The following is a 20742-nucleotide window of genomic DNA, read 5'->3' as shown; positions in this document are numbered from 1 at the left end:
GACTTGACGACAACGGCGTGATCCAGTTTACTTTTTCATCAGACGGCCCTGCGGTTTGCAGGGGCGGACAACGAAGTCACGCATTGGAGGCGTAAGGGCAGATGACGTCCCTCAACACGCACAGCGATCCGATAATTCTCGAGATGCGCTCCATCACCAAAGAGTTCCCCGGCGTTAAAGCATTGGCCGAGGTAAACCTGCGGGTGAAGGCCGGCGAGATCCACGCCATCTGCGGCGAAAACGGCGCCGGAAAATCCACCCTCATGAAGGTGCTCTCGGGCGTTTACCCTTTCGGCAGCTACACCGGCGACATCGTTTACCAGAGCGAAGTCCAGCAGTTCAAGGACATCCGCGCCAGCGAGCACGCCGGCATCGTGATCATCCACCAGGAGCTGGCGCTCATCCCGGAACTGTCCATCATGGAGAACATCTTCCTGGGCAACGAGCCGACCAAGCGCGGTGTCATCGACTGGGCCGAGGCGCGGACCCGCTCCACCGAGCTGCTGGCCCGGGTGGGGCTGCGCGAGGATCCGGACACCCCGGTCAAGGAGATCGGCGTCGGCAAGCAGCAGCTGGTCGAAATCGCCAAGGCGCTGAACAAGAAGGTCAAGCTCCTTATCCTGGACGAGCCCACCGCGGCCCTGAACGAGTCGGACTCCCAGCACCTGCTGGACCTGATCCTGGGCCTGAAGGGCCGGGGCATCACCTCGATCATCATTTCGCACAAGCTCAACGAGATCGAACAGATCGCCGACTCCATCACGATCATCCGCGACGGCAAGTCAATCGAGACCCTCGACGTCAAGGCCGACGGCGTCGACGAGGACCGCATCATCAAGGGCATGGTGGGGCGCACCCTGGAATCCCGGTTCCCGGACCACGAGCCCAAGCTCGGCGAGACGTTCTTCGAGGTCAAGAACTGGAACGTGGGGCACCCGCAGATCCAGGACCGGCTGGTCTGCAAGAACTCGAACTTCTTCGTCCGCCGCGGCGAGATCGTCGGCTTCGCCGGCCTGATGGGCGCTGGCCGCACCGAGCTCGCACGCTCCCTCTTCGGCCGCTCCTACGGCCGCTTCATCTCCGGCCAGGTCTACAAGGACGGCAAGGAACTGCACCTGAAGACCGTCAAGCAGGCGATCGACGCCGGGCTCGGCTACGTCACCGAGGACCGCAAGTCCCTCGGCCTGAACCTGCTGGACGACATCAAGGCCACCACGGTCTCTGCCGCACTGAAAAAGATCAGCAAGCACAACGTCGTCGACGCGGACAAGGAATTCACCGTTGCGGAGCAGTACCGCAAGTCGCTGCGCACCAAAACGCCGTCCGTGGAGGAAGGCGTGGCCAAGCTCTCCGGCGGCAACCAGCAGAAGGTAGTGCTGGCGAAGTGGATGTTCACCGACCCGGACCTGCTGATCCTCGACGAACCCACCCGCGGGATCGACGTCGGCGCCAAGTACGAGATCTACGGCATCATCCAGCAGTTGGCCAACCAGGGAAAGGGCGTCATTGTCATCTCCTCGGAGCTTCCCGAACTGCTGGGGCTCTCCGACCGTATCTACACCATTTTTGAAGGCGCCATCACCGGCGTGCTGAACAAAGAGGAAGCCAGCCAGGAAAGCCTCATGAAACTCATGACTTCCGCCCGCAAGACCGCCTGACCCTCTGGACCATCCAGAACATTCCGGACAACAAGGACTGACAAAATGAACGCGCTCAAGAAGCTCTTTGGCGGCAATACCCGCCAATTCGGCATGATCTTCGCCCTGGTTGCACTGATCGTCTTCTTCCAGATTTTCACCGAGGGCCGCACGCTCACCCCGGGCAACGTCATCAACCTCTTCAACGGCAACTCCTACATCCTGATCCTCGCGATCGGCATGGTGCTGGTCATCATCGCCGGCCACATCGACCTCTCGGTCGGCTCGGTCGCCGCGTTCGTGGGCGTCAGTGTGGCCATCATGATTCAGGACTGGGGCATCCCTTGGTACCTGGGTATCCTGTTCGGCCTGTTGCTCGGCGCCTTGATTGGCGCGTGGCAGGGCTTCTGGACGGCCTACGTCGGCATCCCGGCCTTTATCGTCACGCTGGCCGGCATGCTGCTCTTCCGCGGTTTCAACCAGTACGTCGGCAAGTCCAACACCATCCCGGTGCCCAAAGACTTCCAGACCATAGGCTCCGGCTACCTGCCTGAGTTCGGCCCGAACACCGGCTACAACAACCTCACCCTGCTGCTGGGCCTGCTCGGCGCCGGCTTCGTGGTGTTCAGCGAGATCCGCTCCCGCCGCAAGGCCAAGGCCCTGGGCGCCGAGGTGCCCGAGACCTGGGTTACCGTCACCAAGCTCGTCCTGATCTGCGGCGCCATCCTCTACGCGACGTACCTCTTCGCGACCGGCCGCCCGGGCACCTCGTTCCCGATCCCGGGCCTGATCCTGGCCGTTCTGGTCCTGATCTACGGCTTCATCTCTTCCAAGACCATCATCGGCCGCCACGTCTACGCCGTCGGCGGCAACCGCCACGCCGCCGAGCTCTCCGGCGTGCAGTCCAAGAAGGTCAACTTCCTGGTCATGATGAACATGTCCATCCTCGCCGGACTCGCCGGCATGATCTTCGTCGGCCGCTCCACCGCCTCCGGCCCGTTCGACGGCGTCGGCTGGGAACTCGACGCCATCGCGGCCGTCTTCATCGGCGGCGCCGCGGTCACCGGCGGCGTCGGCACCGTGATCGGCTCGATCGTCGGTGGCCTCGTGATGGCCGTCCTGAACAACGGCCTGCAGCTTCTCGGCGTCGGCGCCGACCTGACCCAGATCATCAAGGGCCTCGTGCTCCTGATCGCCGTCGCCTTCGATGTCTACAACAAGTCCCAGGGCAAGAAGTCGATCATCGGCATGATGATGAAGAACTTCGGCCGCAGCAGCGAAAACAAGCCTGACGAGACCACCTCCACCAAAGAGGTCATTGCCAAGGAATCCTGACCGGCTTCCTGGCCCTGGAACCCCGATACTCCGAACACCATCTATAGAAAGTGAACCAAGCAATGCAACTGATTGGTAAAGCAGGAAAGGCAGCAGCGATCGCTGCTATTGCGGCACTGGCGCTGACAGCCTGCGGCCGTTCCGACAGCGGAACTTCCGGTGGAGCAAGCAGCGGCGGGGAGGCGTTCCCGAAGAACTCCTCGATCGGCGTCGCACTCCCCCAGAAGACCAGTGAAAACTGGGTGCTGGCAGAGAAGCTGTTCAACGATGGCCTCAGTGGTGCCGGCTTCAAGGCAGATGTGCAGTTCGCCAACGGCGGCGTCTCGGAGCAGCAGAACCAGATCAGCGCCATGGTCACCAAGGGTGCCAAGGTCATCATCGTGGGCGCCATCGACGGCGCCCAGCTGGGCACCCAGCTCAAGCAGGCCAAGGACGCCGGCGCCACCATCATCGCCTACGACCGTCTGCTCCTGAACACCGAGAACGTCGACTACTACGTCGCCTACGACAACTTCAAGGTCGGCGTCCTGCAGGGCCAGGCCCTGCTGGACGGCATGAAGGCCAAGAAGCCCACGGGACCGTACAACATCGAACTGTTCGCCGGCTCTCCCGACGACGCCAACGCGAAGGTCTTCTTCGACGGCGCCATGAGCGTGCTGAAGCCGAAGATCGACGACGGCACCCTCAAGGTCCTCTCCGGCCAGAACTCGTTCGAGCAGGCCGTGACCCAGGGCTGGAAGGCTGAAAACGCCCAGCGCCGTGCAGACACCCTGCTGACCGGCAGCTACGGCAGTGCCGCGCTCGACGGCGTGCTGTCCCCGAACGACACGCTGGCCCGCGCGGTCCTGACCTCGGTCAAGGCCGCTGGCAAGCCGCTGCCGGTGATCACGGGCCAGGACTCCGAGGTTGAGTCGGTCAAGTCGATCCTCGCCGGTGAGCAGTACTCCACCATCAACAAGGACACCCGCAAGCTCGTTGAGCACGCGATCACCATGGTCAAGGACATCCAGGCCGGCAAGAAGCCTGAGATCAACGATGAGAAGTCCTACAACAACAAGGTCAAGACCGTTCCCGCGTTCCTGCTGGCCCCGGTCATCGTGACCAAGGAAAACGTCAAGACGGCCTACGTCGACGATCCGGTACTCGGACCGCTGACCAAGTAGTCTCAACGCTCTAACACCAGGGCCCCGGCTCCCCCGCTGACCAGTTCAGGCACGGGAGGGCCGGGGCCCTTTTGCGCGCCGGGAACGGGCGGACCGCTTTCACAGCGCATCCATAGCATCGGCCGGACGTTCGCACAGCGCGCCGCACCAGTGTGGGAGCAGCCGCCGGCCAATTCGTCCGGCCCGATCCCCTAGGAGAACCGTGAGCGTCCTTGCCCGGAGTGTAGGCAACGCCTTTCGAAACAAAGTCAGGACCGCCGCCGTCGTGGCCGTCCTGGCCGTGGCCATCGGCCTTGCGCTAGCCATGCTGGTGGCCAACCAGGCCGTCGGCGGCAAGGTCGCCGAATTGAACGCCTCGGTGGGCACCGTCCTGACCGTCAACCCGGCCGGCGGCCAGGGCTTCGACGGCGGCGGCGAGCCACTGACCTCGGCCCAGGCAGCCACCGCGTCCGCCGTGCCCAACGTCAGCAGCGTCGTCGGCACCAAGGCCTTGCGCCTGCGCAACGAGGCCGCCGCAGCGGCCCAGCAGGCCGCCCAGTCGGGGCAGACACGCCCAGGCGGGACAGGCGGCCCCGGCGGCGCTTCCGCCACCACCGTCACGACGAACCTCACCGCCGCCGTCGACGCCGGAACGCTGGGCAACCGCAACCAGTCCTCCGGCAGCACCGGCACCACAACCCAGGCACCGGCGTTCTCGCTGCCGGTCACCGCAACGGGCATCGGAGCCGAGGTTGATTCCACCGGTAAAGCCCTGCAGCTGACCCAGGGAACCGGCCTCGGCGACTACACCGCACTGTCCAAGGGCGCCCTGCTCGGCACCACCCTTGCCGTAAAGAACGGCCTCGGCGTCGGCTCGACCTTCAACATCCAGGACCAGACCTTCACCGTCAGCGGCCTGTTCGACGCCGGCACCGCCTTCGGTAACAACGCCCTGTACCTGACGCTGCCGACGGCCCAGACCCTCGCGGCGCTGCCGGACGAGCTGTCCACCATGATCGTCACGGTCAACAGCATGGACAACGTCGACGCCGCCAAGAACGCCCTTCAGGCCGCGCTCGGCACCGACAAGGCCGACGTCAGCCAGGGCCAGCGGAACCTGCAGACCGCCGTCAGTTCGCTGGACAGCGTGAAGAATATTTCGTTCATCGCCTTTGCCGCCGCCCTGGCCACCGCCGGCCTGATCATCCTGCTGATCATGGTCATGCTGGTCCGCGAACGCCGCCGCGAGATCGGCGTATTGAAGGCGATCGGCGCCCCCAACCGGACCATCGGGCTGCAGTTCGTCCTCGAAGCCCTGGTGCTGGTGGCCCTGGGCAGCGTGGTGGGCGCCGCCGTCGCCTCCTTTGCCAGCGGCAGCATCGCCTCCGCGCTGATCAGCTCCAACAGCGCTTCGGCGGCGGCCACGGCACAGCGGGGAGTCCAGCGCGGCGGGGGCGCCTTCCCCGGAGGGGGCGCTTTCCCGGGCGGGAACCCCCTCGGCGGCGCCAACCAGCTGCTGGGCTCCGTGACAGCGAGCGCCTCCCCCGGCGTCATCGCCGCCGGCATCGCCGCGGTGTTCGGCGTCGCCATCGTCGGCGCGCTTGTCCCGGCCCTGCTTACCGCCCGTATCCGTCCGATCGAAGTCCTCCGAGGAGAATAGCCATGATTGAAGTCAAGAACCTGGTCCGCACCTTTAAGTCCGGCGACCGTACCATCACGCCGGTCAACGACGTCAGCTTCGCCCTCGAGCAAGGCACGCTCGCCTCGATCGTCGGCAAGAGCGGCAGCGGCAAAAGCACACTGCTGTCCCTGCTGGGAGCCCTCGACAAGCCCACCAGCGGCGACGTACTGGTTGACGGCGTGAGCCTGGCCAGCATGCCGGACGGTCAACTGACCCGTTACCGGCGTCGCGACATCGGATTCGTTTTCCAGCAGTTCAATCTGATCCCCAACCTGTCGGCCGTGGATAACGTAATGCTGCCAATGGAGTTTGCCGGCACCCGCAAGGCTGAGCGGCTTGAGCGCGCCCGGCAACTGCTCGAGCAGGTGCAGCTGGATCGGGAGAAGCACGGTCGGCGCATCAACCGGCTCTCCGGCGGCGAACAGCAGCGCGTGGCCATCGCCCGGGCCCTGGCCAACGAACCCAAGCTGATCCTGGCCGACGAACCCACCGGCAACCTGGACGAACACACCGGCGAGCACATCATCGAGTTGCTCAGTGCTCTCAGCCGGGACCACAACACAACGATCCTGGTGGTCACCCACGACCGCGCCCTGGCAAACAAGACGGACCGCCGCTTCCGGCTCCAGCAGGGCAGGCTTACCGAGGAGGCCGCGCGCAACCGGGCGACCGCAGGTCTGCCGGCTTAGTGCGGCCGCTGCGGACAGGTCACGTCCGATCCTCCCGCAGCTATGGCCGCCTCCGCGGCATCCATGCCGCTCCCTCCCGCACGCGGGGTGAGAAGATGACACCATGTCTGCCCCCATCGCGAAACCGTGGCTGTTCAGCCAGCCGGACCAGGACCCACGCACCGCCACCGGCGCCCGGCTGCGGTGGGGTGTAGTCGCCACCGGCGGGATCGCAGCGGCGGTGACCCGTGACCTCGAGCTCCTGGCCGACGCGGAGCTGTACGCCGTGAGCTCGCGCAGCCAGGCCGCGGCCGGCGCGTTCGCGGCCGACTACGGCTTCGCCCGCGCGTACGGCGACCAGGACGGGTCTGCCGGCTACGAGCGGTTGCTGGCCGACGACGCCGTCGACGTCGTCTACGTCGCCACGCCGCATGCCCAGCATCACACCATCGCGCGGGCAGCCCTGGCGGCCGGCAAACATGTGCTCTGCGAGAAGGCCCTCACGATCAACGCCCGGGAGGCTTCCGAGCTGGTGGAGCTGGCGCGGGAGCGCGGCCTGTTCCTGATGGAGGCCATGTGGAGCCGGTTTCTGCCAAGCATGCAGCGGGCGTTTGAAATTGCCGCCTCCGGCGAGATCGGCGAGGTCAAGTGGGTCGCGGCCGATCTGGGGTTTCCCGCCCCGTACTCCCCGACGTCCCGGCTGTGGGCGCCGCGGGACGGCGGCGGCGCCCTGCTGGACATCACGGTCTATCCCCTGCTGTGGGCGCTGGGGACCCTCGGTTTCCCGCAGACGGTCAGTGCCACCGGCTGGCTCAACGACGACGGCGTGGACGCCCAGAATGCGCTGACCCTCGGCTACCACCACGGCGCCCAGGCGCAGCTCACGTCCTCGCTGCTGGCCCACGGTCCCCGGGCCGCCACGGTGGCCGGCAGCGGCGGCTTCCTGCAGAGCCTGGGGTCCGTCAACAACCCGAAGGAGTTGCTGGTGCGGGTCGGCTTCGACGAGCCGCGTACGGAACGGTTCAGTGTGGTCGGGCGCGGCTACAGCTATGAACTCCGCGAGGTCACCCGCTGCATCCAGCAGGGCCTGACCGAGAGCCCGGTCATGCCGCTGGAGGATTCCCTTAACACGATGCGGCTGTTCGACGGCGTGCGCGCACAGCTGGGAGTGAGCTACCCGAACGACCTGCACTGAGCGGGGCAGCGGGAGCCGGCGGCACCCGCCGCCGCGGAACTTCGGGGGCCGCCGTCGGGGCGGTTTTCGGGGCGGTTTTCGTGCTGGAATTGCGGGCCCGACGATGCCAAATTTGCCGTCCGCTATGGACTAGCCCCGGCCCCCGGACTTAGGCTGTAGACCAATCGTCGATAGATTTCGGGGAGGGGTGTTGCGCATGCAAACAGCAGCGAGCCTTTCCCCTGTGCGCCGCATCCTGCGGCCCGTTTTGCTGGCCATGGCGGCCGCGCTGGCATGGCTGGCCCTCTCCGCATCCGCCGCCAGCGCCGACGGATCCCCGGCATTCAGCACTGCCCCTGGCGCCCCGGTCGCGTCCGTTGTGGCCATGATCCAACTGCCCATGACAGACGCCGTGGCGCCAAGCCCGCCGGCTCCGCTTCCTGCGGCGCCCGCCCCGACGCTCCCGGCCATCGCCCCCTTCCTGCCACCTGCACCGTTGCCTCCAGCCCCGCCGCCGCCGCCGGTGGAGCAGCCCGCCCCGCCGGTCGTTCCGGTCGCGGAGCCAGCCCCGACGGTGGCCCCCGCGCCGGCGCCTGCCCCGACGGTGGCCCCCGCGCCGGTGCCTGCCCCGCCCACAGCCGAGAGCCCGCCCTCGGTTTCGCCGACCACCGAGCCGGTGGCCGAGCCCCCGGCAGAGCCTGCCCCTGCTCCCGCACCCGTCCCGGCCCCGGCCCCGGCCCCTACGCCAGACCCCGCGCTGCCGGTCATCGACCCCACCCTCCCGGTCACCGATCCGGTGACGGATCCGGCCCAGGATCCTGGCGGCCTGCCGGGCATCCCGGTGGTCCAACCCACCCCGGACCCCACGCTCCCGGCACCGCTGCCCGGCACCACTCCGGCAGCACCGCTGCCCGGCACCACTCCGGCAGCACCGCTGCCCGGCACCACTCCGCCAGCACCGCTGCCCGGCACCACTCCGGCGGCACCGCTGCCCGGCGGGGTCCCGGCCGTCCCGGCCCCCGGACCTGCGGTGCCCGGCACGACCCCGGCTGCCCCTGTCCCTGCGCCCGCCCCCGGGACGGCCCAGGCACCGGCGGCGCCGGCGCCTCAAATCCTTGTCCTGCCGATGGAAGCGGTGGTAGCCGTGTCCCCGGCCGACCCCGCGCTGGCCTGCGGCCCGGGAGCCGCCAGCGCGCCGCGGCCGGTGATGGCCGACTCGGCCCGGTACGTTACCGTGCGCCCGGCCCATGTCCCGCTCATGGTGTTGCCGGAACCCCAGGGCGCGGGCAGCCCGGCTAGCGCCCCGCCCGCAGACAACCCGCCTCCCGCCAGCCCCGTCCCGGCCGGCGACAACACCCCGGCTACACCGGCCGGCGGCAACGACTCGCCGCGCCCCTGGGGTGGCGGAACGGGTCTCCCTGCCCCCAATGCCCTTCCGCCGGTTCCGGGCTCAGGGTCCGGCAGCGGAGCGGCGTCCAGCGGGCCCTCCGGCGCCCTGGCCTGGTTGCCGGGCGCGCTCTTCTTCATTCCCCCCATGGGTGCCGACCCCATCAGCGGCCCGCTGCAGCACGTCCATCCTGCTGACGCCGCTGATCCCGGATCATCTCCTGACTAGAAGGGCCGTCCTCTGCCATTTTCCTGCGCAGAGCACGGTCCTTCGGGCTGCCATGTGCGCCCGCCATCAGTCATTCAGGAGAATTCCCCATGGACCCCACCGTCCGCCGCCGGGTCACCGGCACTCCCGTTTCGCCTAGGCGCCCCGTCTCAGCGCCGTCCGCGAACCGGCCCGTGCCGTCCCGCCGCGTACCCCTCCAGCTCCGCCACATCCAAGTCATACCCCCGCCTGCGGAACGCCCGCCGTAGCGCGCGCCCGCTCCTGCCCAGGTCCCTTAACCGCCGGAGCGATGTCGTTGGGTCCGCTGGGGGATCCAACGGCCTCACAGGCAACGGCGACAACCCTTCCCTACGTGCGAAAGGTGGGTACATCAATCCCTATGCCAGACGGGCGGAACAGCACCATGCTGGAACACGATACCCGTGCCCGTATTATTCTTTAGGGGCGCCACCTCGGCGCCTACGAGAGGGACGGGGTAACATCGTGGACGCTTCGCCCAGCGAGGTCACGACGGAGATTTTGAGCGGCCGCTACCGGCTCGGTGAACTGGTCGGCAGGGGCGGCATGGCGTCCGTCTACTCGGCCCGGGACGAGAACCTGGGCCGGGACGTAGCGCTCAAGCTGTTCGCTCCGCAGTCCGCCGATGCCGATGAGCTCAAGCGCCAGCAAGCCGAGATCGAACTGCTGGCCACGTTGAACCATCCGAGCCTGGTCACGCTGTTCGACGCCGGCACGGACACACGGATTCCGGAGGAACCGCGGCCTTTCCTGACGATGGAACTGGTGGACGGCCAGGACCTCCGGAGCCGGATCCGGCACAGCCCCGTGCCGCTTGACGAACTTGCCGTCATCGGAGCGGGGCTCGCGGACGCCCTCGCGTACGTGCACTCCCTCGGCATCATCCACCGCGACATCAAACCGGCCAATGTCCTGCTGGTTCAGGTCCGCCCCGGCGAGCCGCTGCGGCCGAAGCTGACCGACTTCGGCATTGCCAGAATAGTGGACGGCACCCGGCTCACCGCCACCGGAACCATGGTGGGAACCGCGGCCTACCTGAGCCCCGAACAGGCCCGCGGTGCGGACATGGGTCCGGCCAGCGACATCTACTCCCTCGGCCTCGTGCTGCTGGAGTGCATCAAGGGATTCGTCGAATACCCGGGCAGCGCCGTCGAATCCGCAGTGGCACGGCTGCACCGCGCCCCCGTCATCCCGGACAGCATTCCCCCGGAGTGGGCCGCGCTGTTCCGAGCGATGACGGCACTGGACCCCCTGGACCGCCCCGCGGCCGCCGAACTGGAATCGGCGCTGCGCCAGGCGCTGATCTCCCCCGACTCGCTCCCGGGTCCGCTGCCCGAAGACCGCACCCGCGTGCTGCCCGCGCCACCGGCCAGGCCCCCACGCTCAGCGCAGGACACGGGGCCGGGAACCGCCCGGAGCGCCGCCCAGACCACGGCGCAGGAGTCGACCGGCGCCGCACCCGGCGTAGACGCACAAACGCGCCCGCAGTACGCCCTCACCCCGGGCGTTCCCGCGGCACGCCGCCCTGCCGCCCTCGGCATGCTCTCCCGCCGGCTCGCCAGCTTCCGTGCCGCCCGGCTCCGGACCAGGGTCGCCGTCGTCCTGGCCGTGGTCGCGCTGCTTGCTGCGGCCGTGCTCGCCACCGCCATTCTCGCCGCACCGAAGCCGGCACCCGCCGTCGTTCCCTATCCGGCGGTCACCGGCGACCTCGGTGAACACCTGAAGCAGCTGCAGAAGAGCGTGGAACCATGACCGGCAAAAACACACGGCACTGGTTTCCGGCCCTGGCCGGCCCGCTGCTGACGGCCCTCCTGGTTGCGGGCTCGCTCGCCGGCTGTGCCGGGCCGGCGCCCGAACTGGACGGCGCGGCAGCAACTCAGCTCCAGTCCCAGGTCCGCGCCGTCACCGAGGCCGCGGCCGCCGAGGACTCCCCCGGCGCACTGAAGCTGCTGGATGACCTGATGACCAAGCTCGACGCGGCGGCTGCGGACGGAAAGGTGTCCTTCAAACGGCACCAGAGCATCAAGGCATCCGTCGACGCCGTCCGCGCCGATCTGAACGCCAAGGTGGCACAACAGCAGGCGGCCGAGGCCGCAAAGGCCGCCGCGGCAGCCCAGGCCGCCCAGGAAGCCGCAGCGAAGGCGGCCGCGGACCAGGCGGCACAGGCACCGGCTCCCGCCCCAGCCGATAACGGCAGGGCGAAGGGCAAGGGCAAGGGCGGCGGCTAGCCACACCCGGCTTCCCCTGCAGGCCGGTTCCGGCTAGCTTGGTCAGTCAGGCCGCACCGGCCTGGCGGCCCGCCGACTGAAGGAGTGAAGCAAGCATGGCAACAGTCCAGGAATCCATCGATGTGAACGTTCCCCTGAGCCAGGCCTACAACCAGTGGACCCAGTTCGAAGATTTCCCGCAGTTTATGAGCGGGGTGGACGCCGTCCGGCAACTCGATGACACCACCGTCCACTTCCAGACCAGCATCGGCGGAGTCAAGCGCGACTACGACGCCCGGATCACCAGCCAGGACCCCGACCGGCAAGTGTCATGGGAGAGCCTCGACCGACCCCGCAACGCCGGGACGGTGCGGTTCTCGGAACTCGGACCGGCGGAAACCCGGGTCGACGTCGAACTCAGCTGGGAGCCCGGCTCGGCGGCCGAAAAGATCGGCGCGGCGGTGGGCCTGGACTCCCGGCAGGTCGGGGCGGACCTGCAACGGTTCAAGACCTTCATCGAGGGCCGCGACTTCGAAACGGGCGCCTGGCGCGAACGCGTGAGCAACGCAGAGGTGGATGGACAGGTGCCAGTGGCGCCGCTGCTGACCGATACCGGTTACGACGTCGTCGGTCCCGGCGCGTCGCTGAATACCGATCCGGACATGGCCACTGAACCCGCCTTCGACGCCGAACCCCCGAGCGCCGGGACCGCCGGGCCTCCGACCGCTGACGCGGGTCGCTACGACGCCGGACGCCAACATACGGGCCGCTTAAACGCCGAAGGGCGCACCGGGGACTCCCGGTGCGCCCTTCGCCTTGCCCGGACTAGCCCAGCAGGGAGAGCACTTCGCTGAACTTGGCCGAGGGCCGCATCACGGCGGAGACCTTGGCTTCGTCCGGACGGTAGTAGCCGCCGATGTCGACCGGGGACCCCTGCACGGACAGCAGTTCGCCGACGATGGTCTCCTCGTTGGAGCCCAGCGCGTCGGAGACCGCGGCGAAGGCCGCGGCCAGCTCGGCGTCGTCGCTCTGGCGTGCCAGCTCGTCGGCCCAGAACTTGGCGAGGTAGAAGTGGCTGCCGCGGTTGTCCAGCTCGCCGGCCTTGCGCTTAGGGGACTTGTCCTCCAGTAGGAAGGTGCCGGTGGCGCGGTCCAGGGTGTCCGCCAGGACCTGCGCGCGGGCGTTGCCCGTGGAGGTTGCGAGGTGCTCGAAGCTCACGGCCAGGGCCAGGAACTCGCCCAGGCTGTCCCAGCGCAGGTGGTTTTCCTTCAGCAGCTGCTGGACGTGCTTCGGGGCCGAACCGCCGGCGCCGGTCTCGAACAGGCCGCCGCCGTTGATCAGCGGGACGATCGAGAGCATCTTGGCGCTGGTGCCCAGTTCGAGGATGGGGAACAGGTCCGTGAGGTAGTCGCGGAGCACGTTGCCGGTGACCGAAATGGTGTCCTCGCCCTTGCGCAGGCGTGCCAGGGTGAAGGCCGTGGCCTCGTCGGGGGACATGATTTCCACCTGCAGGCCCTCGGTGTCGTGGTCCTTGAGGTATTCCTCGACCTTGGCGATCATCCGGGCGTCGTGCGCGCGGCTCTTGTCCAGCCAGAAGACGGCCGGGGTGGCGGAGGCGCGGGCGCGGGTGACGGCCAGCTTGACCCAGTCGCGGATCGGCACGTCCTTGGTCTGGCAGGCGCGCCAGATGTCGCCGGGGGCGACCTGGTGTTCGATCAGGACGGTGCCGGCGTCGTCAACCATCTGGACGGTGCCGGCGAACTGGATCTCGAAGGTCTTGTCGTGGCTGCCGTATTCCTCGGCAGCCTGCGCCATCAGGCCGACGTTCGGGACGGTGCCCATGGTGGTCGGGTCGAAGGCGCCGTTGGCTCGGCAGTCGTCGATGACGACCTGGTAGATGCCGGCGTAGCTGCTGTCCGGGAGGACGGCGAGGGTGTCGGCTTCCTGGCCGTCGCGGCCCCACATGTGGCCGGAGCGGCGGATCATGGCCGGCATGGAGGCGTCCACGATCACGTCGGAGGGAACGTGCAGGTTGGTGATGCCCTTGTCCGAGTCGACCATGGCCAGCTCGGGGCCGTCGTTGAGGCCCTTCTGGATGGCCGCCTCGACGTCGCCGCGGATTTCCTCGGGCAGGTCCTCGAGGCCGTTGAGGATGGAGGCCAGGCCGTTGTTGGGGCTCAGGCCGGCGGCGGCGATCTGCTCGCCGTAGGTAGCGAAGAGGTCGGAGAAGTAGGCCTTGACGACGTGGCCGAAGATGATCGGGTCGGAAACCTTCATCATGGTGGCCTTCAGGTGTGCGGAGAAAAGCACGCCCTCCTCCTTGGCACGGGCGACCTGGGCGGCGAGGAAGGAATCCAGGGCGGCGGCGCGCATCACGGTGCCGTCGATGACCTCGCCGGCGAGCACGGGGAAGGCACGCTTGAGGATCTTGACCGTGCCGTCTTCCTTGACCAGCTGGATCAACAGGTTCGTGTCCGCCTCGATCACCACGGACTTCTCGTTGGAGCGGAAGTCGTCGGCATCCATGTGGGCCACGTTGGTCTTGGACTCCGGGGTCCAGGCGCCCATGCTGTGCGGGTTCTGGCGGGCGTAGTTCTTGACCGACAGCGGCGCGCGTCGGTCGGAGTTACCCTCGCGGAGCACCGGGTTTACGGCCGAGCCCTTGATCTTGTCGTAGCGGGAGCGGATGTCCGTCTCCTCGTCCGAGGCGGGGTTGTCCGGGTAGTCCGGCAGCGCGTAGCCCTGGCCCTGCAGTTCGGCAATGGCGGCCTTCAACTGCGGCACGGACGCACTGATGTTGGGCAGCTTGATGATGTTCGCCTCGGGCGTCTTGGCGAGCTCGCCGAGTTCCGCCAGGGCATCGCTGACGCGCTGTTCTTCGGTGAGGTAGTCGCCAAAGACGGCGATGATGCGGCCGGCTAGCGAAATGTCGCGGGTCTCCACTTCCACACCGGCCGTCGACGCGAACGCCTCGATGATCGGCAAGAACGAATAGGTGGCCAGCATCGGCGCTTCGTCGGTGTGGGTATAGATAATCTTGGCCATTGCTCGGGCGTCTCCCTGAAAGTCTGCGGAAATCTTTTGTTATCTCAACGGCTCTAACTTACCCGAGGTGGCCGCCTTGGCGCCTATCCGGGACGGGCGGCCGGGCCCGCGTGACAGCCGGAACCGTGGCAAGGCTGCGGAAATCTTGCGTGACAAATGTTGACAAATCGCTTTACTCGCTCGTCACGCTGCCGTAGCTTCTAACCCATCACCGCGGCCGGCCCCGGCTGACCGCCCCGTATCCCTCCCGGTTAGGACACCCATGAGAACACCCAAGGCTCTGGCCACCAGCCTCCTCAGCCTCTCCGCTGCTGCAATCCTTGCGGTCTGCGCGGTCGGCACGGCGTCGGCCACACCGGCCCCCGCAGCACAGGACAGGGATACCCCGCTGGTTGCCAGCCAGTCCGTCGACGGCACCCAGGCCGCCGAGTACTGGACGCCCGAGCGCATGAAGTCCGCGATCCCGGGCGATGTTTTGGCGAACAAGGCCCTGGCCCGCGGCAACAAGTCCCCCGCGGCCACGGTGGAAAAAGGCTCCAGCACGCAGATTTCCGGCAAGGCCGCGCGTGGCAAGCCCGCCCTGCACGCGGACGAGTCACCGGTCTCCAACATCGGCAAGGTGTTCTTCACCATGGGCGGCAGCAACTACGTCTGCTCCGGCAACTCCGTGACAGCAACCAACAAGAGCACCGTCTCGACCGCCGGCCACTGCGTCAACGAGGGTCCCGGGGCGTTTGCCACCAACTTCGTCTTCGTCCCGGCCTACCTCAACGGCGCCGCCCCGTACGGCAAATGGGCGGCCAAGGCCCTCTACACCACGCCGCAGTGGAGCTCGGCCGGGGACATGCAGTACGACACGGGCTTCGCCGTCGTCTCCCCGCTGAACGGGCAGAACCTGTCCGACGTCGTCGGGTCCTCCGGCGTCCAGTTCAACGCAGCCCGGGGCCTGACCTACAAGTCCTACGGCTACCCGGCCGCGTCACCGTTCGACGGCCAGTCCCTGGTGAGCTGCACAGGCCCGGCCTCCAACGACCCGACCAACCCCCAGTTCAACGCCCAGGGCATCCCCTGCGACATGACCGGCGGGTCCTCCGGCGGGCCATGGTTCATTGGCACGAGCTCCTCCGGCTACCAGAACTCCATCAACAGCTACGGCTACGGCACCCGCTCCACCGTGATGTACGGCCCGTACTGGGGTTCGGTCATCCAGCAGGCCTACACGACCGCCGCGGCTTCCTAAGACCTCATCCCCGAGAAACCCGCACCCTAGGAAAGGAATAGGGCAACGCGGGGTCACTTGCCGCCCATCCCCCTCGACAGGGCGGCACAGTGACCCCGCGTTGCTGTGTGCCGCTGGGCTGCTGGTTGCTGGGCTGCTGGTTGCTGGTTGCTGGGCCTTGGTCCGGAGGATGGACATGCCCATTGCTGGAGCCCTGCACCGGGCATGCCCATCGCCCGGGCCAGCCGACGGGCATAACCTGCATATGTCCGTTGCTAGGCGCGAAGAATGAGCATGCCCGTCGGCCTTGAAGTGCAGGAGCATCTCCTGGCCCAAGGTGTTGGCCGGCCCATTTGATCCCCTCGCCGGACATGCCCATTGCGCGCGGCGGCCAAAGGACATAATCCCCATATGTCCACTCTTGGGCACAAAGAAGGAGCATGCCCGTCAGCCTTTGAAGGGCATGCCCATCCCTGGTTTCGAAAAATGAGCATGTCCGTTGGAGCCGCCGGCCCGGACTACTCAGTACCTGAAGTGGCCAAAAATCAGCACCCAAGGCCACCCCGGTCGGCACCAAAAAATGGACATGCCCTCCCGGAAAGGAAGGGCATGTCCATTCTTGGTGGCAGCCGTTGAGCATGTCCCCCTAGTGAAAGAAGTGCCGCGCGCCGGTGAAGTACATCGTGACGCCCGCAGCGTTGGCGGCGGCGATGACTTCCTCGTCGCGGACGGATCCGCCGGGCTGCACGACGGCGCGGACGCCGGCGTCGATCAGGATCTGCAGTCCGTCGGCGAACGGGAAGAACGCGTCCGACGCCGCGACGGCACCGCGGGCGCGTTCCGGCGCACCGGCCGCATCAGCGTTCGAGGCGCCACCGGCACCCTCGACATCCGAGCTCACCGTGACACCCAGCGTGTTGGCCCGCTCGACGGCGAGCCGGCAGGAGTCCAGCCGGTTGACCTGGCCCATGCCAATGCCCACGGCAGCGCCCTCGGCGGCCAGCAGGATCGCGTTGGACTTGGCCGCGCGGCACGCGGTCCAGGCGAAGGCGAGGTCAGCCAGGGTGGCAGCGTCGGCGGCCTCGCCCGCAGCGAGGGTCCAGTTGGCCGGGTTGTCGCCCTCGGCGTCGACCTTGTCCGTGGCCTGGACCAGCATGCCCCCGGAGACCTGGCGGAACTCGGTCGGGTAGCGGCCGTAGCCCTCGGGCAGGGTGAGGAGGCGGATGTTCTTCTTTTTGGACAGGATTTCCACGGCCTCGTCCTCGAAGCCCGGCGCGATGACGACCTCGGTGAAGATGCCCGCCACGGTCCGGGCCATGCCGGCGGTGACGGTGCGGTTGGCCGCGATCACGCCGCCGAACGCTGAGACGGGGTCGCAGGCGTGGGCCTTCGCGTGGGCGTCGGCGATGGGGTCCGCCGCGGAGGCGGAACCCACGGCCACGCCGCACGGGTTGGCGTGCTTGATGATCGCAACGGCGGGCTCGGCGAAGTCGAAGGCGGCACGCAGGGCGGCGTCGGCGTCGACGAAGTTGTTGTAGCTCATCGCCTTGCCGTGCAGCTGGTCGGCCTGCGCGATGCCTGCGGGGGCGGCCTTGTCCACGTACAGCGCGGCCTGCTGGTGCGGGTTCTCGCCGTAGCGCAGCACCTCGGAGCGCTCCAGGGCCAGGCCGGCGTAGGCGGGCCAGTCGATCACGCCGTCGCCGTCCTCGTCGAGGAACTGGCTGGCAGTCCAGGTCGCCACTGCGGTGTCGTAGCTCGCGGTGTGCGCGAAGGCCCTGGCGGCGAGCCGGCGTCGGGTCTTCAGGTCGAACCCGCCGGAGGAGGCCGCGTCCACCACGGCACCATAGGAGGCCGGGTCCACCACGATCGCGACGGCGGCGTGGTTCTTCGCGGCGGAGCGCACCATCGCGGGGCCCCCGATGTCGATCTGCTCGACGACGTCGTCCTGTGCGGCGCCGGACTTGACGGTCTCCACGAACGGGTAGAGGTTCACAACGACGAGGTCGAACGGCTCGATGTCCATCGACGCGAGCGTGTCCATGTGTGCCGGGACCCGGCGGTCGGCGAGGATGCCGCCGTGCACGCGCGGGTGCAGGGTCTTGACGCGGCCGTCCAGCATTTCCGGGGAGCCGGTGACTTCCTCGACTTCCTGCACCGGGATCCCGGCGGCGGCGATCTTCTTGGCGGTGGAGCCCGTGGAGACGATCTTGACGCCGGCTTCGTGCAGGCCTTTCGCGAGTTCCTCCAGACCGCTCTTGTCGTAGACCGAAATGAGGGCCCGGCGGATGGGAACTCGGTCGATGGATACACGGTCAAGCTGCGTAAAGCTCACAAAAGTCTCCGTCTTATATCGCGGCGGGGCCGCGGGTGGTGGGGATGCGGCCAGTTTATCGCGTCCGGCCACCCTGCCGTCCGCCGGGACGCCCGCGCGCCCAAGTGTGAAGCATCCCCGCAGGCGCGCCCCGGGACGTAGAGTTTTCCCAGGAGGCCGAAATGAATACGTACACCACTGTGCCCAGCGGCGAACAGGTAGTCCAGGAACTGCCGTGGCGGTGGAAGGTCCAGGGCCGGATCTTCCTGATCGGTGGCCTGGGCTTTATGTTCGATGCCTGGGACGTCACGCTCAACGGCATCCTCATTCCGTTGTTGTCCAAGCACTGGTCGCTGGGCCCGGGCGACGCCGCCTGGATCGGCACCGCGAACCTGATCGGCATGGCCCTGGGCGCCTTCGTCTGGGGCACCATCGCGGACACCATCGGCCGCAAGAAGGCCTTCACCGCCACCTTGCTGATCTTCTCGGTCTTTACGGTGCTCGGCGCCCTCTCCCCCGACTTCTCCTGGTTCGTGGCGTTCCGGTTCCTGGCGGGCTTCGGCCTGGGCGGCTGCATCCCGGTGGACTACGCGCTGGTGGGTGAATTCACCCCCCGCAAGCAGCGCGGCAAGGTCCTCACCGCCATGGACGGCTGGTGGCCGATCGGCGCCGCGCTGTGCGGCTTCGTCTCGGCCGGGCTGGTGGCGGCATTCGCGGACTGGCGGCTGACCATGCTGATCATGGTGCTGCCTGCGCTGCTGGTGTTCTGGGTCCGCCGCAGCGTGCCGGAGTCACCGCTGTTCCTGATCCGCAAGGGCCGCCGCGAGGAAGCCGCCAGGGTGATCGACGGGCTGGTCGCAGCCACCGGCGCCGAGGCCCGGGTCTACAGCCTGCCCGAACCCCAGGACGCGCCGAGGCTCTCGGCCGGCAGCGCCTGGACCCAGCTCCGCGCGCTCTGGCAGTTCGACTGGAAGATCACGACGGCGGCGTGGGCCCTGTTCTTCTCGATTCTGCTGGTCTATTACCTGTCGCTGACCTGGATGCCGCGGATCCTGATCGGTGCCGGCTTCGAGGAGTACAAGGCCTTCCTCACGACGGCGTCGATGGCCGCCGTCGGCCTGCTGGGCGTGGTGGTGGCCGCGCTGCTGGTGGAGCGCACCGGACGCAAGTGGATCCTGGCCATTACCGGTCCGCTGTCGGCGCTGACGCTGGTGATTGTCGCCGTCGTGGTGGACATCCCGACGGCGGCCGTGTTCTGGCTGCTGGTGTTCGGCTTTGTGGTGCAGGTGGCCATCCCGGTGCTCTACGCCTACGTCTCGGAGCTGTACCCGACCGAGCTGCGCGGCTCCGGCTTCGGCTGGGCCTCGACGTTCTCCCGGCTCGGCGCCGGGTTCGGGCCGCTGATCTTTGCCGCCTTCCTGTGGCCCGAACTGGGACTGGCGACGTCGTTCGCGCTGGGCGGCGCCCTGGTGCTGGTCTCGGTGCTGTGGATGGCCTTCTTCGCCCCGGAAACCAAGCAGCGCCGCCTGGAGTAGCCCAACTCACTCGCAGATCAGGACGTTTTTGAGGGCTGGAAACGGCCTGATCTGCGAGTCAGTTGGGTTGAGTCAGCGCGGTTGCCAGCCGTGGCCGTAGAGCGCCGTCCGGACCTTGGCGACGGCCGCGTGGCCGGCCTTCTCCAAATGCCGCTTCGAGATGCGGACCGATGTCCAGCCCGCGGAGGCGTAGTCTTCGTCGCGGGCGATGTCCCTGACCACCTGGCCCGCGGCCGAGTGAACGGCCTCCCCCTCGTACTCGACGGCAACACGGTACTCGGGGTAGGAAAGGTCCGGTTCACGTACGACGCCGGGCCGCAGGAGGGCGGGCCTATTCAGGTGCGGCTCTGGAAGCCCTGCCCGGCCGAGGATCAGGCGGAGTCGTGTCTCCGGGGCCGAATCCGCGCCAACCCGCGAATCCTCAAGAGCGAGCCGCGCCTTGCGGATTCCGGGAGTGCCCTTGTGTCGGTCCAGCATGTCGACGAGCTCCTCGACGGTGGCGTACGGTTCGGACCGGCCCTCAGCCATGGTGTCCGGCCGGCCTGAACTGCGAGTCAGTTGGGCGGCGCGGCGGCGGCAGTTGCGGCGAGGGATTTGAGCGTCGAGACCAGCAGCCGCCGCTCCACCGTTTTGATCCGCTCGTGCAGCGTTTCCTCCGTGTCGCCGTCGGCCACCGTCACGGCCTCCTGGGCGATGATCGGCCCGGTGTCCACGCCGGCGTCGGCCCAGTGCACGGTGCACCCCGTGACTTTCACGCCATAGGCCAGGGCGTCGCGGACGCCGTGCGCGCCGGGGAAGGCGGGCAGCAGGGCCGGATGGGTGTTTAGGTACTTGCCGCCGAACGCGTCGATGAAGTCCGCGCTGACAATGCGCATAAAACCGGAGGACACAACGACGTCGGGCCGGTACGCGGCCACCGCCCGCGTGAGCGCGGCGTTCCAGGCCGCCCGGTCCTGGTAGGCCTTGAAGTCCACCACGAACGTCGGGATGCCGGCCGCCGCGGAGCGCTCCACCCCGTAGGTTCCGGGCCTGTCGGCCCCGACGGCAGCGAGCTCCACGTCCAGCTCGCCGGCCTTGACGGCGTCGATGACGGCCTGGAGGTTGGAGCCGGTGCCGGAGACGAGGACAACAATGCGCATTGCCTTAGCTTAGGGT

General features: G+C 67.9%; 16 protein-coding genes. 12 read left to right on the top strand and 4 right to left on the bottom strand.

Translation table 11 applies throughout. The annotated features are described in order from the left end of the window. The first annotated feature begins 101 nt into the window (after positions 1 to 101). The 10 genes from mmsA (at position 102) to ABLI39_RS15335 (ending at position 12331) form a co-directional block, all read left to right on the top strand. On the top strand, positions 102 to 1658 hold the full coding sequence (gene mmsA, locus ABLI39_RS15380; protein WP_349414333.1) for a multiple monosaccharide ABC transporter ATP-binding protein: 1557 nt from the start codon (positions 102 to 104) through the stop codon (positions 1656 to 1658). Between the two features lie 45 nt (positions 1659 to 1703). Beyond that, positions 1704 to 2972, top strand: a complete 1269-nt coding sequence (gene mmsB, locus ABLI39_RS15375) for a multiple monosaccharide ABC transporter permease (protein WP_349414332.1) — start codon at positions 1704 to 1706, stop codon at positions 2970 to 2972. 62 nt (positions 2973 to 3034) lie between these two features. After that, positions 3035 to 4135: a substrate-binding domain-containing protein gene (locus tag ABLI39_RS15370; protein ID WP_349414330.1), complete on the top strand. Its 1101-nt coding sequence runs from the start codon at positions 3035 to 3037 to the stop codon at positions 4133 to 4135. A gap of 202 nt (positions 4136 to 4337) precedes the next feature. After that, positions 4338 to 5774, top strand: a complete 1437-nt coding sequence (locus ABLI39_RS15365) for an ABC transporter permease (protein ID WP_349414328.1) — start codon at positions 4338 to 4340, stop codon at positions 5772 to 5774. Positions 5775 to 5776: 2 nt separating this feature from the next. Further along, positions 5777 to 6484 (top strand): ABC transporter ATP-binding protein, encoded by a 708-nt coding sequence (locus tag ABLI39_RS15360; RefSeq protein ID WP_349414327.1) that lies wholly within the window; start codon positions 5777 to 5779, stop codon positions 6482 to 6484. Between the two features lie 103 nt (positions 6485 to 6587). Then, positions 6588 to 7658, top strand: coding sequence for a Gfo/Idh/MocA family protein (locus ABLI39_RS15355; protein ID WP_349414326.1), 1071 nt, complete (start codon positions 6588 to 6590; stop codon positions 7656 to 7658). Between the two features lie 223 nt (positions 7659 to 7881). After that, positions 7882 to 9252, top strand: coding sequence for a hypothetical protein (locus ABLI39_RS15350; RefSeq protein WP_349414325.1), 1371 nt, complete (start codon positions 7882 to 7884; stop codon positions 9250 to 9252). 480 nt (positions 9253 to 9732) lie between these two features. Further along, positions 9733 to 11022 (top strand): serine/threonine-protein kinase, encoded by a 1290-nt coding sequence (locus ABLI39_RS15345; RefSeq protein WP_349414373.1) that lies wholly within the window; start codon positions 9733 to 9735, stop codon positions 11020 to 11022. Continuing rightward, complete coding sequence (locus ABLI39_RS15340; RefSeq protein ID WP_349414323.1) at positions 11019 to 11498, top strand: mucin-associated surface protein; 480 nt, start codon at positions 11019 to 11021, stop codon at positions 11496 to 11498. Before ABLI39_RS15345 ends, ABLI39_RS15340 begins: the two co-directional genes overlap by 4 nt. A gap of 95 nt (positions 11499 to 11593) precedes the next feature. After that, entirely contained in the window at positions 11594 to 12331 is a 738-nt protein-coding gene (locus tag ABLI39_RS15335) for an SRPBCC family protein (protein WP_349414322.1), read from the top strand. Here the strand turns inward: ABLI39_RS15335 and ABLI39_RS15330 are convergent. Continuing rightward, complete coding sequence (locus ABLI39_RS15330; RefSeq protein WP_349414321.1) at positions 12303 to 14522, bottom strand: NADP-dependent isocitrate dehydrogenase; 2220 nt, start codon at positions 14520 to 14522, stop codon at positions 12303 to 12305. The two genes, ABLI39_RS15335 and ABLI39_RS15330, sit on opposite strands and share 29 nt — an antisense overlap. Positions 14523 to 14784: 262 nt before the next feature. Here ABLI39_RS15330 and ABLI39_RS15325 point away from each other — a divergent pair, with 262 nt between their 5' ends. After that, positions 14785 to 15762 carry a trypsin-like serine peptidase gene (locus ABLI39_RS15325; RefSeq protein ID WP_349414320.1) on the top strand — a complete coding sequence of 326 codons (978 nt, stop codon included), beginning with the start codon at positions 14785 to 14787 and terminating at the stop codon, positions 15760 to 15762. A 625-nt stretch (positions 15763 to 16387) separates the two neighbouring features. Here ABLI39_RS15325 and purH read toward each other — a convergent pair. Beyond that, entirely contained in the window at positions 16388 to 18073 is a 1686-nt protein-coding gene (purH, locus tag ABLI39_RS15320) for a bifunctional phosphoribosylaminoimidazolecarboxamide formyltransferase/IMP cyclohydrolase (protein ID WP_349414319.1), read from the bottom strand. Positions 18074 to 18234: 161 nt separating this feature from the next. Here purH and ABLI39_RS15315 point away from each other — a divergent pair, with 161 nt between their 5' ends. Then, on the top strand, positions 18235 to 19587 hold the full coding sequence (locus tag ABLI39_RS15315; RefSeq protein ID WP_349414317.1) for an MFS transporter: 1353 nt from the start codon (positions 18235 to 18237) through the stop codon (positions 19585 to 19587). A gap of 72 nt (positions 19588 to 19659) precedes the next feature. Here ABLI39_RS15315 and ABLI39_RS15310 read toward each other — a convergent pair whose 3' ends face one another. Beyond that, the gene (locus ABLI39_RS15310) at positions 19660 to 20115 is read right to left on the bottom strand and encodes a putative endonuclease domain-containing protein (RefSeq protein WP_349414316.1); all 456 of its coding nucleotides are present in this window, start codon (positions 20113 to 20115) and stop codon (positions 19660 to 19662) included. Positions 20116 to 20141: 26 nt separating this feature from the next. Further along, positions 20142 to 20726 carry a phosphoribosylglycinamide formyltransferase gene (purN, locus tag ABLI39_RS15305; protein WP_349414315.1) on the bottom strand — a complete coding sequence of 195 codons (585 nt, stop codon included), beginning with the start codon at positions 20724 to 20726 and terminating at the stop codon, positions 20142 to 20144. Between the last annotated feature and the right edge of the window lie 16 nt (positions 20727 to 20742).

The sequence above is a fragment of the Pseudarthrobacter sp. B907 genome (assembly GCF_040137805.1).
Classification (GTDB): domain Bacteria; phylum Actinomycetota; class Actinomycetes; order Actinomycetales; family Micrococcaceae; genus Arthrobacter.
This window is presented reverse-complemented; position numbering and strand designations above follow the sequence as displayed.

What these genes read in the sequence shown, in the direction of transcription:
- mmsA (WP_349414333.1), top strand. Translation starts at nt 102, where the DNA reads ATGACGTCCCTCAACACGCACAGCGATCCGATAATTCTCGAGATGCGC.
- mmsB (WP_349414332.1), top strand. Translation starts at nt 1,704, where the DNA reads ATGAACGCGCTCAAGAAGCTCTTTGGCGGCAATACCCGCCAATTCGGC.
- ABLI39_RS15370 (WP_349414330.1), top strand. Translation starts at nt 3,035, where the DNA reads ATGCAACTGATTGGTAAAGCAGGAAAGGCAGCAGCGATCGCTGCTATT.
- ABLI39_RS15360 (WP_349414327.1), top strand. Translation starts at nt 5,777, where the DNA reads ATGATTGAAGTCAAGAACCTGGTCCGCACCTTTAAGTCCGGCGACCGT.
- ABLI39_RS15355 (WP_349414326.1), top strand. Translation starts at nt 6,588, where the DNA reads ATGTCTGCCCCCATCGCGAAACCGTGGCTGTTCAGCCAGCCGGACCAG.
- ABLI39_RS15340 (WP_349414323.1), top strand. Translation starts at nt 11,019, where the DNA reads ATGACCGGCAAAAACACACGGCACTGGTTTCCGGCCCTGGCCGGCCCG.
- ABLI39_RS15335 (WP_349414322.1), top strand. Translation starts at nt 11,594, where the DNA reads ATGGCAACAGTCCAGGAATCCATCGATGTGAACGTTCCCCTGAGCCAG.
- ABLI39_RS15330 (WP_349414321.1), bottom strand. Translation starts at nt 14,522, where the DNA reads ATGGCCAAGATTATCTATACCCACACCGACGAAGCGCCGATGCTGGCC.
- ABLI39_RS15325 (WP_349414320.1), top strand. Translation starts at nt 14,785, where the DNA reads ATGAGAACACCCAAGGCTCTGGCCACCAGCCTCCTCAGCCTCTCCGCT.
- ABLI39_RS15315 (WP_349414317.1), top strand. Translation starts at nt 18,235, where the DNA reads ATGAATACGTACACCACTGTGCCCAGCGGCGAACAGGTAGTCCAGGAA.
- ABLI39_RS15310 (WP_349414316.1), bottom strand. Translation starts at nt 20,115, where the DNA reads ATGGCTGAGGGCCGGTCCGAACCGTACGCCACCGTCGAGGAGCTCGTC.
- purN (WP_349414315.1), bottom strand. Translation starts at nt 20,726, where the DNA reads ATGCGCATTGTTGTCCTCGTCTCCGGCACCGGCTCCAACCTCCAGGCC.